This is a genomic window from Streptomyces sp. NPDC090127 (assembly GCF_044746945.1).
GTDB lineage: Bacteria > Actinomycetota > Actinomycetes > Streptomycetales > Streptomycetaceae > Streptomyces.
In genome coordinates this window covers 757,556-770,187 of record NZ_JBIVDE010000002.1, presented here as the reverse complement: position 1 = coordinate 770,187, position 12,632 = coordinate 757,556, and the positions used below count along the sequence as shown (strand labels likewise).

General features: G+C 72.7%; 9 protein-coding genes and 1 pseudogene. 6 read left to right on the top strand and 4 right to left on the bottom strand.

The genetic code is table 11. The features are described 5' to 3' along the window. Positions 1-63 precede the first annotated feature (63 nt). Both ACIPPS_RS09065 and ACIPPS_RS09060 read left to right on the top strand, forming a co-directional pair. On the top strand, positions 64-600 hold the full coding sequence (locus ACIPPS_RS09065; protein ID WP_401428678.1) for a WcaF family extracellular polysaccharide biosynthesis acetyltransferase: 537 nt from the start codon (positions 64-66) through the stop codon (positions 598-600). Beyond that, entirely contained in the window at positions 597-1,736 is a 1,140-nt protein-coding gene (locus ACIPPS_RS09060) for a glycosyltransferase (protein WP_401428676.1), read from the top strand. The genes ACIPPS_RS09065 and ACIPPS_RS09060 overlap by 4 nt, the downstream gene beginning before the upstream one ends. A gap of 16 nt (positions 1,737-1,752) precedes the next feature. Here ACIPPS_RS09060 and ACIPPS_RS09055 read toward each other — a convergent pair whose 3' ends face one another. The 3 genes from ACIPPS_RS09055 to gmd all read right to left on the bottom strand — a co-directional run bounded on the left by ACIPPS_RS09055 (position 1,753) and on the right by gmd (position 6,436). Then, positions 1,753-2,445 carry a hypothetical protein gene (locus tag ACIPPS_RS09055; RefSeq protein WP_401428673.1) on the bottom strand — a complete coding sequence of 231 codons (693 nt, stop codon included), beginning with the start codon at positions 2,443-2,445 and terminating at the stop codon, positions 1,753-1,755. Between the two features lie 79 nt (positions 2,446-2,524). After that, complete coding sequence (locus ACIPPS_RS09050; protein WP_401428670.1) at positions 2,525-5,236, bottom strand: DNRLRE domain-containing protein; 2,712 nt, start codon at positions 5,234-5,236, stop codon at positions 2,525-2,527. 186 nt (positions 5,237-5,422) lie between these two features. Continuing rightward, positions 5,423-6,436, bottom strand: coding sequence for a GDP-mannose 4,6-dehydratase (gene gmd, locus ACIPPS_RS09045; protein ID WP_401428668.1), 1,014 nt, complete (start codon positions 6,434-6,436; stop codon positions 5,423-5,425). A gap of 125 nt (positions 6,437-6,561) precedes the next feature. Here gmd and ACIPPS_RS09040 point away from each other — a divergent pair, with 125 nt between their 5' ends. Further along, positions 6,562-7,530 carry a GDP-L-fucose synthase family protein gene (locus ACIPPS_RS09040; protein WP_401428666.1) on the top strand — a complete coding sequence of 323 codons (969 nt, stop codon included), beginning with the start codon at positions 6,562-6,564 and terminating at the stop codon, positions 7,528-7,530. 22 nt (positions 7,531-7,552) lie between these two features. On the opposite strand, the gene ACIPPS_RS09035 is transcribed toward ACIPPS_RS09040, so the two are convergent. Beyond that, the gene (locus ACIPPS_RS09035) at positions 7,553-9,043 is read right to left on the bottom strand and encodes a sugar transferase (protein WP_401428663.1); all 1,491 of its coding nucleotides are present in this window, start codon (positions 9,041-9,043) and stop codon (positions 7,553-7,555) included. 300 nt (positions 9,044-9,343) lie between these two features. Between ACIPPS_RS09035 and ACIPPS_RS09030 the strand changes: the two genes are divergently transcribed. The 3 genes and pseudogenes from ACIPPS_RS09030 to ACIPPS_RS09020 form a co-directional block, all read left to right on the top strand. Then, positions 9,344-10,342, top strand: a complete 999-nt coding sequence (locus ACIPPS_RS09030) for an LCP family protein (protein ID WP_401428661.1) — start codon at positions 9,344-9,346, stop codon at positions 10,340-10,342. Positions 10,343-10,477: 135 nt separating this feature from the next. Further along, positions 10,478-12,010: a glycoside hydrolase family 71 protein gene (locus ACIPPS_RS09025; RefSeq protein WP_401428659.1), complete on the top strand. Its 1,533-nt coding sequence runs from the start codon at positions 10,478-10,480 to the stop codon at positions 12,008-12,010. 43 nt (positions 12,011-12,053) lie between these two features. Further along, positions 12,054-12,539: pseudogene (locus ACIPPS_RS09020) on the top strand (hypothetical protein); the annotation flags it as partial. Between the last annotated feature and the right edge of the window lie 93 nt (positions 12,540-12,632).

The window sequence follows — 12,632 nt, the reverse complement described above, 5'->3', positions numbered from 1 at the left end:
ACCTCGCGGCAACCGTTAGTCTGAACGCCGGGCGCCTGGGGAGGCGCCGGTGGGGGTGAACTCATGCGGAATCTACCGGCCTTCACGCTGGCCGGATACGACAAGGGCCGCGGCATACTCGTGCAGGCCCTCTGGTTCGCGGTGATGAACACGGTCTTCATGGCCTGGTTCTGCCCGGCCCGGCTGCGCGTCGCGCTGCTCCGCGCCTTCGGCGCGACCATCGGGGACGGCGTGCTCGTACGGCATCGCGTCAGGATCCTGTGGCCCTGGAAGCTGACCGTCGGCGACCACACCTGGATCGGCGAGGGCGCCTGGCTGCTCAACCTGGAGCCCATCACCCTCGGCGCCCATGTCTGCGTCTCCCAGGAGGCGTTGCTCTGCACCGGCAGCCACGACCACCGGGCCGCCGACTTCCGCTACCGCAACGCCCCGGTCACCGTCGAGGACGGCGCCTGGATCGCGGCCCGCGCCACCGTCCTCGCCGGCGTCACCGTCGGCCGCCACGCGGTCGTCGCCGCCGGTACGACGCTCCACACGGACCTCCCGGAGCTCACCCTGCACACGGCCGCCGGCCGCCGGCTCGTTCCGGTGCCCGCGTGAGCCGCCTCAGGGTCCTGCACGCGGTCACGCTGCACAGCCCCACCCACGCCTTCGGCGGCCCGGTCAGGGTCGCCGTGAACCTCTCCCGGGGCCTCGTCGCACGCGGCCACCAGGTCCGGCTGACCGCCCTCGCAGACGGCTTCCCGGGCGCTCTGCCGACCGACGTCGACGGCGTGCCCGCCCGGCTCTACCGGGCCCGCTCCGCCCTCCCGCTGGGCTTCAGCGGCATCACCTCGCCCGCCCTGCTCGCCGCCGCCGGCGCACTGGTCAAGGACGCCGACGTGGTCCACGTCCACCTCGCCCGCGACCTGGTGACACTGCCCGTCGCCCTGGCCGCGCTCCGGGCCGGCCGGCCCCTGGTGCTCCAGACGCACGGCATGGTCGACCCGAGCGCCAAGCCGCTCGCCAAGCTCCTGGACGCGGTCGCCGTCCGGCGCGTGCTGCGGGGAGCCGCCGCCGTCCTCCATCTGACCGACCGCGAGCGCCGCGACCTGGACGCGGTCGTCGGCAGCCCCCTCACCGGAGCCGTACGCCTGGTCAACGGCGTACCGGCGCAGGAGCCACGACCCGCACCGACCGGCCCGCCGCGCATCCTGTACGCCGCCCGGCTCCAGGCGCGTAAACGGCCGACCGACTTCGTGGCGGCCGTCCCGGAGATCCTGCGCCACCACCCCGACGCCACCTTCGTGCTCGCGGGACCCGACGAGGGGGAGCGGGCCGCCGTGGACGCGCTCGTCGCCGAACTCGGCGTCGGCGACCGGGTGAGCCGCCCCGGGGCGCTCACGTCCGAGCGGATGCTCGACGAGCTGCGCCGGGCGCACGTGTACGTCCTGCCCTCCGTCGACGAGCCGTTCCCGATGTCCGTCCTGGAGGCCCTCTCGGTCGGCACCCCGGCCGTCGTCACCACCTCCAACGGGCTCGCCCGGGACATCGCGGAAGCGGGTGCGGGCCGGGTCGTCGAGGACGCGGCGGGCCTGGCCCCGGCCGTCCGCGCGCTCCTGGAGCCCGGCGCACAGGACGCCGCGTCCGCGGCGGCCCGGAAGCTGGCCGCCGAGGCCTTCTCGATGGACGCCGTCCTGGACACGCTGCTCGGGGTCTACGAGCGGGCGGCGGCGACCGCGGCCGCCCGCCCGTAGACCCCCGTGGGCGTCGCTACGCGGGCAGCCAGGCGTAGCACCCGCTGGAGGTGAACTCCCGGGCGCCGACGGGCACGTTCGCCCGCACCGGCCCCTCGGAGCCGTTCGCCGGGCCCTCGGCCAGGACCTTGCCGTCCGCGCCGAGGGCCTGCCATACGCAGGCCGGGTTGGTGGTCAGGGCGCGGTAGCTCCCCGCCTTCGGGGCCTTCACCGTGCCCTCGCCGAAGCCGGTCCTCGCGGTCGCGAGCAGCGGCCGCTGAGCGGTGCACAGGTGGGTGATGACCGCCTCGGCGTCCGGGACGTCGCCGACGAGGATCGCGCCGACCGCCGCGTCCTTGTCCCGCTTGGCGGTGCGCTCCAGGCGTTGGCAGGACTCCTGGCCGGTCTGGAGCACGGCGGCCGGGTCGGTGTGCTGCGGCACACGCCCGCTCAGGTACTCCTTCTCCTTCTCCGTGAACGATCCGGTGACCGGCTTGAGCGCGGAGTCGGGGACGACCGGACCCTTGGTGGCGGACGGCGTGGGCCCGGTCGGCGCCACCTCGGCCTGCCGGTCGGGGACGGCCGCCGACCGGGTGGGCCCGGCCGCCCGCGGCGTTCCGTCCGGGGCGGCGCCCCCGCCCTTCCCCTCGGAGGAGCAGGCGGTCAGGGCGAGCAGCGCGGCGAGCACGGCCGCCGCGGCTGCCGGGCGCCGGTGAAGAGGTCGACGCATGAGGGAACTCCCGTGGTACGTCGGATGCGGGGCCCGGTCGGCCGGGCCCCGCATCCGGTGATGGAGGGACGGCGACCGGTTACGGCGCGCCGAAGGTGAGCACCAGCTGCGGAGTGCCCTCCGCCGCCGTCGCCTCGGACGACCAGAGCCAGAGCGGGTCCGTCCCGGTGCTGGTCAGCGCCAGGCTGTACGAGCCGCCGAGCGCCGCCGAGACCGCCGAGGTGTTCAGCGTGGCCGAGTAGACGACCGAACCGTCCACCGCCCCGCCGAGCGTCCCGACCGCACTCGCGCCGAGGGCGGGCCGGTTGTTGTACGTCACCGTGTCCTCGGCCCATGCCCCCGTGACCGGTACGACCGACACGGAGTCGGTCGAGCCCGCACCGGTCATCGTCGTCGTCTTCACCGCGAGCCGGGCGCTCTTGAGGACCTTGCCGGCCGGAGCGGCCGGCAGCGGGAACCGCAGGTACGACTCGTACGCCGAGGTGCCCCGGACCGCCAGCGAGCTGGACGTGGCGTAGTTCGTGCCGGGCGCGCCCGCGTTGGCGTAGGTGTCCTCCGAGGCCGTGACGGTGGTGACCGTGTCGGCCGGGGCGGACGCCAGGCTGTGGTGCTGGGCGACCTGGGTGCCGGTGAGCGCCGAGGGGTAGACGGCTGCCTCGTCGATCTGACCGGCGAAGAAGGTGCTCGTCGGACGCAGCGGCCAGCTGCCGAGGTTGTCGGCGCCGACGTGCCAGTAGCCGTCGAACTGCTGGTTGGTGGTGACGCTGTTGGAGCCGGCCAGTTTGCCGTCGATGTACAGCCGCATGCCCTCCGGACCCTGGGTGCCCACGGCGTGGTGCCAGGCGCCGTTGTTGTACGAGCCGAAGGAGGTCAGCGTGCGCGCTGACCCGTTGTACACGCCGAACACGATGTTGCCGGAGTTCGTCATGTACAGGTGCTTGTCGTAACTGGTGCTGTTACGCGTGGTGTTGTTGCCGAAGCCGATCAGCTTGCCGCCGCGGTTCGTGGTCGTCTTGAACCACGTCTCGATGGTGAAGGGGCCGGTGACGGTCTGCCGCCGGTCGCTGTGGATCTGCTCGTCCGTGCCGTTGAGCGCGACGGCCGTGGAGGCACCGGAGACGGCGCCCGGGGTCTGCCGCAGCGCCGGGGCGTTGACGTACAGGCCGCTGTTGTCGGCGTTGGAGGAGTCGGCCGCGTACGGCGTGGTCGACTCGTCGAAGCGCCAGTACAGCGAGGCCCCGTCGGCGATCACGCGGGAGGCGTACGGCTCGGGGGAGGTCGGCACGGTCACGGTGGACGCCGCCGAGAGGGCGCTGGTGTTGCCGACCGCGTCCTCGGCCGTCACCCGGTAGCTGTAGGTCTGGCCCGGGGTGACTCCGGTGTCCTTGAACGACACCTGGGGGCGCGCCCAGTGCAGCGAGTCGCCCTGGACGGTCGCGATCGGCGTCGCGGCGCCGTTGCGGTAGACCTTGTACGTCAGCCGGGAGTCGTCCAGGTCGAGGCTGGAACGCCAGCGGACCTGGACCGCGTTCGGGCCGACGGCGGCGGCGCCGGCCACCGGGACGGTCGGCGCGCCGGTGTCGGGGCCGGAGGCGAAGCGGGTCAGCCCCTGCGCGGGAGCTCCGTTGGTGGTGGTGAACTCTCCGCCCACCCAGAGGTACTTGGTGGCGCCGCTGCCCGAGATGGTGAAGGCGCGCGGACCGATGCCCTCGCCGATGCCGTCGTTGGTGTCGGGGAACCAGCCGAGCTTGCCGGTCGACGTGGTCGGCTGGGCGAGCAGGTGGTAACGGCGCCCGTCGGGGAACTCGCCGACACTGGCGCAGTCGTGCGCGTGCGAGGCGCTGTAGAGCACGCCCTGATGGACGCGGACGGCCTGGGTGGCACCCAGGCAGGTGTCCCGCCAGCGCTGCTCGAAGTCCGACAGGTTCAGGGCTATGCGCCCGTCGAAGCCGCCGGTGCCCTCGTTGGCCGTGTAGAAGCCGGTGGCGTCCGTCTCGATGTCCTTGACGACGGAGCTCGTCTGGATGAAGCCGGGGTACGCCTTGGTCACCGCGCCGGTCGTGGCGTTCACCACGGCCAGGGCGTGCGAGTTGGCGCCGTTGACGGTGAAGAAGTCGCCGCCGAGCAGCACGTGCTGTCCGTTCGGCGTCACCTCGATGGCGCGGCCCGGCTCGTCGGCGTTGGCCGTGAACGGCAGCAGCGCGCCGGCGGTGGTGATCGCCGCGAAACGCTGCCGGGTCTGTCCCTCGACGGTGCCGAAGTCCCCGGCCGCGTAGATGGTGGTGTCGGTGACCGCGAGGGCCCGCACGGTCGCGGGGAAGCTCGGGGTGAAGGCGGGCCTCGGCGCGCAGGTGGCGATGTCGATCGCGGCGAGGCTGGAGACCGGGGTGCCGTTGACGGCGCCGAAGTAACCACCCGCGTACAGCGTCTTCTTGTCCGGCGAGACCACGAGGGTCCGCACGGTCGCGGTGCCGCTGCCGACGGTGAAGGAGAGGGTGCAGTCGGTGGGCGCGCCCGTGGCCGCGTCCATCGCCGCGAAGTTGACGGCGCTCCGCGGAGTACCGGTGCCGCCGTCGGGCGGACGGACCTCGGAGAAGGTCCCGCCGACGAAGACGGTGTCGTTCGTCTCGGCCAGTGCCCAGACGACACCGTTGGTCTGCCAGGTCGGCAGATCGTCCGCGGTGAAGGCCACCGGCGGCGTCAGGGCCGCGGCCGTCGGGGCCAACGAGCCCCCGGCTCCGGCCGCGACGGTCAGGACGAGGGCAGCGGTGAGCCCCCAGGATCTACGCATGTTCCCCCCAGGCGTGATAGCCCAGTCATTGTGGCGTGAAGTGGTGCATCTGCCATGTGATGAATGGGAACTGTACGACGAAGTGACAACCCGATAAGGCCACTTGGCCAATCCCGTGCCGTCCGGCCCCGAGGCCGCCAGGGTCGCCACCGCTCCGTGGGCCCCTGGCGGACCGGAAGCCGCAGGTCAGCGGTCGATGCGCACGGTCGCCCCGGCCAACTGGTCCTCGATGAGCCGGACATCGGCGTCCACCATGATCCGGGCCAGCTCCTCCACGTGGACGGCCGGCGTCCAGCCGAGCAGCTCCCGCGCCCTGCTCGCGTCGCCGATCAGGGCGTCCACCTCGCTCGGGCGCTCGTACTTGGGGTCGTACCGGACGTGCTCGGCCCAGTCGAGCCCCGCGTGCGCGAACGCCGTCTCCACGAACTGCCGTACGGTCGAGGGGACTCCGGTCGCCACCACGTAGTCCGTCGGCTCGTCCTGCTGGAGCATCCGCCACATCGCGTCCACGTACTCGGGGGCGTACCCCCAGTCCCGTACGGCCTCGAGGTTGCCCAGATACAGCCGGTCCTGGAGGCCGGCCCTGATCCGGGCGACGGCGCGGGTCACCTTGCGGGTCACGAAGGTCTCGCCCCGGCGCGGCGACTCATGGTTGAACAGCACTCCGTTCACGGCGAACAGGCCGTACGCCTCGCGGTAGTTGACCGTGGCCCAGTACGCGAAGACCTTCGCGGCGCCGTACGGGCTGCGCGGATGGAACGGCGTCTGCTCGTTCTGCGGCGGCGGGGTCGCGCCGAACATCTCCGAGGAGGAGGCCTGGTAGATCCGGGTGTCGATGCCGCTCGCCCGGATCGCCTCCAGGAGCCGCAGCGCGCCGAGACCGGTCACGTCGCCCGTGTACAGCGGGGCGTCGAAGGAGACCCGCACATGCGACTGCGCGCCGAGGTTGTAGACCTCGTCGGGGCGGATGTCGCGGAGGAGGTTCACCAGCGCCACACCGTCCGAGAGATCCGCGTGGTGCAGGACGAAGGAACGGTTCGCCTGCTGCGGGTCCTGGTAGATGTGGTCGATCCGCTCGGTGTTGAAGCTCGACGAGCGGCGGACCAGGCCGTGCACCGTGTAGCCCTTGGACATCAGCAGTTCGGCCAGATACGAGCCGTCCTGCCCGGTGACGCCGGTGATGAGTGCGGTCTTGCCCATACGTGCTGCCCCTCCCTGACGGACCGGCCCCCGGCCGGTCCGTGTCATGCGGATATGGTGTGTTACAAGCCTGAAGTGCCGATCTGCCGTACTACGGCCCCGGTCGGCCTGGCATGATCCGGGACATGACTGAATCGACGAGCGCCTCGCTGAGCGCATCGACGTCGTACCTGCCCGAGCGGGCCCGGATATTCGTCGCGGGCCATCGCGGCCTCGTGGGCTCCGCGATCGCCCGCCTGCTCACCGCCGACGGACACGAGGTGATCACCAGGACCCGCGCCGAGCTCGATCTGCGCGACGCCGAGCGGACCGCCGCGTTCCTCGCCGAGTCCCGTCCCGACGCCGTCGTGCTCGCCGCCGCGAAGGTCGGCGGGATCATGGCGAACAGCACCTACCCGGTGCAGTTCCTGGAGGACAACCTCCGGATCCAGCTGGCCGTCGTCGCCGGCGCGCACGCCGCGGGCGTCCGCCGCCTGCTCTTCCTCGGATCCTCCTGCATCTACCCCCGGCTCGCCCCTCAGCCCATCACCGAGGACGCCCTCCTCACCGGCCCGCTGGAGCCCACCAACGAGGCCTACGCGCTGGCGAAGATCGCCGGGATCGTGCAGATCCAGGCGTACCGGAAGCAGTACGGAGCGCGGTACGTCTCCGCGATGCCGACCAACCTCTACGGCCCCGGCGACAACTTCGACCTGGAGAGCTCGCACGTCCTGCCGGCCCTGATCCGCCGCTTCCACGAGGCGCGCGAGGAGGGCAGGGACGAGATCACCCTCTGGGGCTCCGGCACCCCGCGCCGGGAGTTCCTGCACGTCGACGACCTCGCCGCCGCCTGCGCCGTCCTGCTCGACCGCTACGACGGCGACGAGCCGGTCAACATCGGCTGCGGCGAGGACCTCACCATCCGCGAACTCGCTCAGACCATCGCCGAGGTGACGGGCTTTCAGGGCAGGATCGCCTGGGACACGAGCAAGCCCGACGGCACCCCGCGCAAGCTCCTCGACGTCTCCCGGCTGACCGGGCTCGGCTGGAAGCCGGCCGTCGCGCTGCCGGACGGGATCGCCGCCACCTACGCCTGGTGGCGGCGACAGCACTGAGGCCATGTGGCGGCCGGGCCCGTCAGTACGCTCCGCGACCGTCGACGACGGCGCGGAACGTACGGGCCATGACATCCACGTCGCTGGTGAACGACCAGTTGTCCACATAGTGCAGATCGAGCTCCACGGTCTCGTCCCACGACAGGTCCGAACGGCCGCTGATCTGCCACAGCCCCGTCATCCCCGGCCGTACGGCGAGCCTCCGCAGCTCCACGTCCCCGTACCGCGCCACCTCCTCCGGCAGCGGCGGGCGCGGCCCGACCAGCGACATCGAACCGAGCAACACATTGATCAGCTGCGGTAGTTCGTCGAGGGAGGTGCGCCGCAGGAGCCGGCCCACGCGGGTCACGCGGGGATCGCGGCGCATCTTGAACATCAGCCCGTCGTGCTCGTTGGACCGCTCCAGCTCCGCCTTGCGGGCGTCGGCGTCCAGGAACATCGTGCGGAACTTCCACATCACGAACGGCGCCCGGCCCTGGCCGACCCGCACCTGCCGGTAGAACACCGGGCCCTGCGAGCCGAGCCGCACGGCGGCGCCGATCGCGAGGAACACCGGGGACAGCAGCAGCAGACCCAGCGCGGCCCCCGCCCGGTCCATCACGGACTTCAGGACGGGCTGGACCCCGCTGCGCAGCGGCGGAGCGACCCGGAGCAGGGCGAGCCCGGCCGCCGACGTGGTCTCCAGGCGCTTGACCGCGCACTCCACCAGGCCCGGCGCCAGGGCGAGTTCGGTCCCGGCGTCGTGCAGCCCCCAGGACAGACGGCGCAGTCGCTCGCCCGCCATCCCGGGTCCGGCCGCGACGAGCACGACGTCCGCCTCCAACTCGCGTGCGGCGGTGAGGACATGGCAGGTGTCGCCGTCGGCGCTCTCCGGCGGCAGGACTCCCAGGCGCGCGGCGACCGGAGCGCCGGTGCGGACCGGGCCCTCGCCGATCGCGACGACGCCGACCACCACGTACGGGTGCTCGGTCCGTCCGGCGAGATGCTCGGCGACGTCACCGGCCGCCGTGGGCTCGCCGAGGAGCAGGACGCGGGTGACCACCTGCGCCTTCCGGCGCGCGGCGACCAGGTGTCGCCAGGTCAGCTTCGAGCAGGCCAGGGTGAGCACCGGGGCCGGGAGCAGCACGGCGAGGCAGAGCAGCGCCGGGTGGCGCAGATCGGCGGCGGCCCGCAGGACGGCGAGTACGCCGAGCAGGATCAGCCAGTCGTGCAGGACGGGCAGGCTGCCCCGCGACTCCCCGAGGTCACGCCGCGTGTACCTCCGGCGCAGGGCTCGAACGGTCACCCAGGACAGGGCGGCGACGAGAGCGCCGGTGTAGGCGTTCGGCTGGCGCTCGACAGCGAGGGTCAGCGCCACCGGCACGCCCACCCCCAGGGCGTCGACGGTCAGTGCGACGACCGGGTACCAGCCCGCCTTCGTACGGGAGCGTGTCGAGGCGGCCGGTGAACCGGCAGCGGATCCAGTGGAGTTGGTCTCAGTGGTGCGGGCATGCCACATGTACCCCCCAGGCACGTGTCGACGTTCGCCACCTTGCCCGTCGACCCCCTGACCGACGAACAAGCGTCGCAACGCCGGAACAGTACGACATACACGCGCACGTCCGCTGCAGTTCACGCGAACGACCTCAGAAGGTGATGGCGAATCCATCTCGTGACATCGCGACCGGTGTGGACACGGCCGCCCGCATGATACGTCTGTGCCGAGGGAGTTGGCGCACGTCGGACCGGTGGTCGAGGGGGCGGGCAGGTGTCGGAGGGGGACGGGGTCGGTATGGAGGGAAGCGCTGCGGATGTGGCGGAAAGCACACCATCCGTGACCACGCGTAAGCGTCGAGTGAGCCCGAAACGCGTCCTGTTGGGCGCGCTCGCCCTGCTCGGCATCGGGATCCTGCTGGCGGGCGGCGCCGGCTGGTGGGCGGTCGAGCACTACACCGGCAAGGTCGACCGCATTCCGGACGCCTTCCCCACCCACGTCCCGTCCGCCGAGCAGCCGGCCCCGTCCAAGGGCGGCCTCACCTTCCTCCTCGTCGGCGTCGACAGCCGCTCCGACCTGCCCACCACCGGGCGCGACGCCAAGGCGCCGTCCTGGCGGTACGGAGCCCAGCGCAGCGACACGATGATGCTGGTCCACCTCCCGGCCGACCACACCGGCGCCTACGTCGTCTCCCTGCCCCGCGACTCCTGGGTCGACATCCCCGGACACGGCACCGCCAAGCTCAACGCCGCCTTCTCCTGGGGCGGCCCGCCCCTGCTCATCGACACCGTCCAACGCCTCACCGACGTCCGCGTCGACCACCTCGGGATCATCGACTGGGAGGGCTTCAAGAAGCTCACCGACACCGTCGGGGGTGTCGACCTCCGGGTCGACGGCACGGTCCGCCACATGAACGGCGAGCAGGCCCTCGTCTACGTACGCGAGCGCAAGAACCTGCCGCGCGGCGACCTCGACCGCACCCAGCGCCAGCAGAACTTCCTGCGCGCCGTCCTCACCAAGACCATGACCACCCGCAACCTCACCAACCCCGTCCGCGCCGCCGACCTGCTCGACGACCTCACCGCGAGCGTCAGCGTCGACGACCGCCTGAGCGACGCCGACCTGCGCGAACTCCTCTGGGACAACAAGTCCGTCCGCCCGGGCGACATGGTCTTCATGAACGCCCCCGTCGCCCGCACCGACACGATCAAGGGGCAGTCCGTCGTCCTCCTCGACACCAAGGAATCCGACGCACTGTGGGCGGCGATGCGGAACGACACCCTTGCCGCGTACGTCGCCGCTCACCGCACCGACCGGCTCGGAAGCGGTACGCGCTAGAACGGTCGCAGCCGTCCGCCACATGCTCGACGGTGGTTGTCCCACCGCCGGTCATGGGCTGTACTACAGCCAGCCCGCGCGGCCGCGAACCCGTGCGGGGCCCGGCGAGCGGCTCCACCGACCTTAGGGACGCCCATGGCTGACAGGTCCTCAGACCGGACCCATCGGGCGCCCGGACGGCACAGAGCCGCCCCGGGGCTCGCCCTCGCGGTGCTGCTCCTCGGCGCCTGGGCCGGCATCGGCACCGCGGGCGCCCTGCGCGCCGGGGGACCCGCCGACGCGGGGTCGGCGCCCCCTGAGGCGTACAGCACGGCCCTCCCCTTCGACCTGCCCCCGCCCGCCGAACTGCGCCGCTCGCCCAAGCTGGTCTTCGCCCACTACTTCACCCCCTACCCCCTCTCCCTCGACAACGAGCCCGCCGACCGCGACTACTACACGCGCAACTACCTGACCCCGGACGGCGAGAAGGGCAAGCACAGCGCCTACGGAGGGCTGCTCCGCGACCGCCCGCTCCCGGCCGCGCCCGAGACCGGCGACTGGGAACTCGCCCACCTGCGCCAGGAGATCCGCACCGCCCGCGACGCCGGACTCGACGGCTTCACCCTCGACCTGCTCTCCGAGAGCGGACGCCACCGCGACCGCGCCGAACTGCTGCTCGCGGCGGCCCACGAGGAAGACCCCGGCTTCCGGATCCAGCTCATGCCGGACATGACGGCACTCACCGATGCCACCCCGGTCTCGCTCGCCGACCACCTGGCCGAACTGGCCCGCCACCCTTCGGCGCACCGGCTGGCGGACGGCCGGCTCGTCGTCTCCCCGTTCAAGGCCGAGGAGAAGGACCCCGACTGGTGGCGGGCGATGATGCGCGAACTGGAGAGCCGGCACGGCATCAGGACCGCGCTCGTCCCGCTCTTCCTCGACTTCACCCCGGACCGCGAGAGCTACGCCGCGATCAGCCACGGCCTCTCCGCATGGGGAGCCCGCAGCCCCGACCGCCAGTCCGGAGCCGCGGCCGACGCCGAACGGGCCCATCAGCTCGGCAGGATCTGGATGCACCCGGTCTCCGTCCAGGACGCCCGCCCGAACCAGGGCGTCTACGACGAGGCCGGCAACACCGAGACGCTGCGCGCCAGTTGGAACGCGGCCATCTCATCCGGAGCCGACTGGGTCCAACTCACCACCTGGAACGACTACTCCGAGGGCACCCACCTCGCACCCTCGGCGCACAACGGCCACGCCTACCTGGACCTCTCCTCCTACTACCTGACCCGCTTCAAGACCGGCGCCTGGCCGACGATCCTGCGCGACACGCTCTACCTCACCGCCCGCGTCCAGTTCGTCGACGACCTGCCGCCGACCACGCGCCAACCCCAGGTGATACGGCCCCGCCCGGGCACCGCCACACCCCGCGACGCCGTCGAGGTGCTCTCCTTCCTCACCGCCCCGGCCGACGTCCGTACCCGAACGGGCACCACGGCGAGCGGCCACCGCGCGCCGGCCGGCGTCCACGCGCATCTGCTGCCCCTGCGCACCGGACACAGCTCCGCGACCGTCGTCCGCTCCGGCACGACCACGACCACGGTCCGCAGCCGCTTCCCGGTCCAGCGCCCGATCGACCGCCAGGATCTGCAGTACTACGCGGTGACGAGCGGCCGTGCCCAGCGCTGAGCCGGACGCCGCCGCTGTCAGTGGCGAGCCCTACCGTGGGGGCATGACGACGCATCGGGGGACCTTCGAGGCGGCGACGGGCGACGCCCCGCCGCTGCCGGAGGGAGACGTGGAGCAGAGGTCACGTGAGGTGCGGGCGGCCGTCGAGGGGCTGCTCCAGATCCGGCGGCTGACCGGCGGCGAGGGCGCGGGCGGGGACGCCCGGCAGCGGCCCGCCGAGTGGGAGCGAAGACGGCCCGTCCGGGCGGTGGCCCTCGCCCTGGAGGCGGCGGGCGTCACGCCCTCGGCGGTGGACGCCACGGGCGCGAGGGTGGCGACGGGGTACCGGGTCACGGCAGGGGAGCGGCCCGGCACGGCCGTCGTGGAGTGGGTGGGCCCGCCCGGCGGCGGGGCCGCCCAGGCGGAGGAGTCCGCCCTCGGCGCGTGCGTGCCCGCACTGGAGCGGCTCGGCTGGGAGGCACTGCTCTACCGGGGACTGCGCCGCAGACGGTACCTGGAGGTGGAGCCGCTGAGCGGCGGGGCGGGGGCCCCGGGGCCCCGGGCCCCCACAAACCCGCGCGGTAGCCGCCCGCGGGGGGGGGGCGGGGTGTGGGGGGCGAGTGCAAGGGGGGGGGCGCCACGC

Bases quoted from the DNA above. Each gene is read 5' to 3' on its own strand.
- ACIPPS_RS09065 (WP_401428678.1), top strand. From the start codon at position 64: ATGCGGAATCTACCGGCCTTCACGCTGGCCGGATACGACAAGGGCCGC.
- ACIPPS_RS09055 (WP_401428673.1), bottom strand. From the start codon at position 2,445: ATGCGTCGACCTCTTCACCGGCGCCCGGCAGCCGCGGCGGCCGTGCTC.
- ACIPPS_RS09050 (WP_401428670.1), bottom strand. From the start codon at position 5,236: ATGCGTAGATCCTGGGGGCTCACCGCTGCCCTCGTCCTGACCGTCGCG.
- gmd (WP_401428668.1), bottom strand. From the start codon at position 6,436: ATGGGCAAGACCGCACTCATCACCGGCGTCACCGGGCAGGACGGCTCG.
- ACIPPS_RS09040 (WP_401428666.1), top strand. From the start codon at position 6,562: ATGACTGAATCGACGAGCGCCTCGCTGAGCGCATCGACGTCGTACCTG.
- ACIPPS_RS09025 (WP_401428659.1), top strand. From the start codon at position 10,478: ATGGCTGACAGGTCCTCAGACCGGACCCATCGGGCGCCCGGACGGCAC.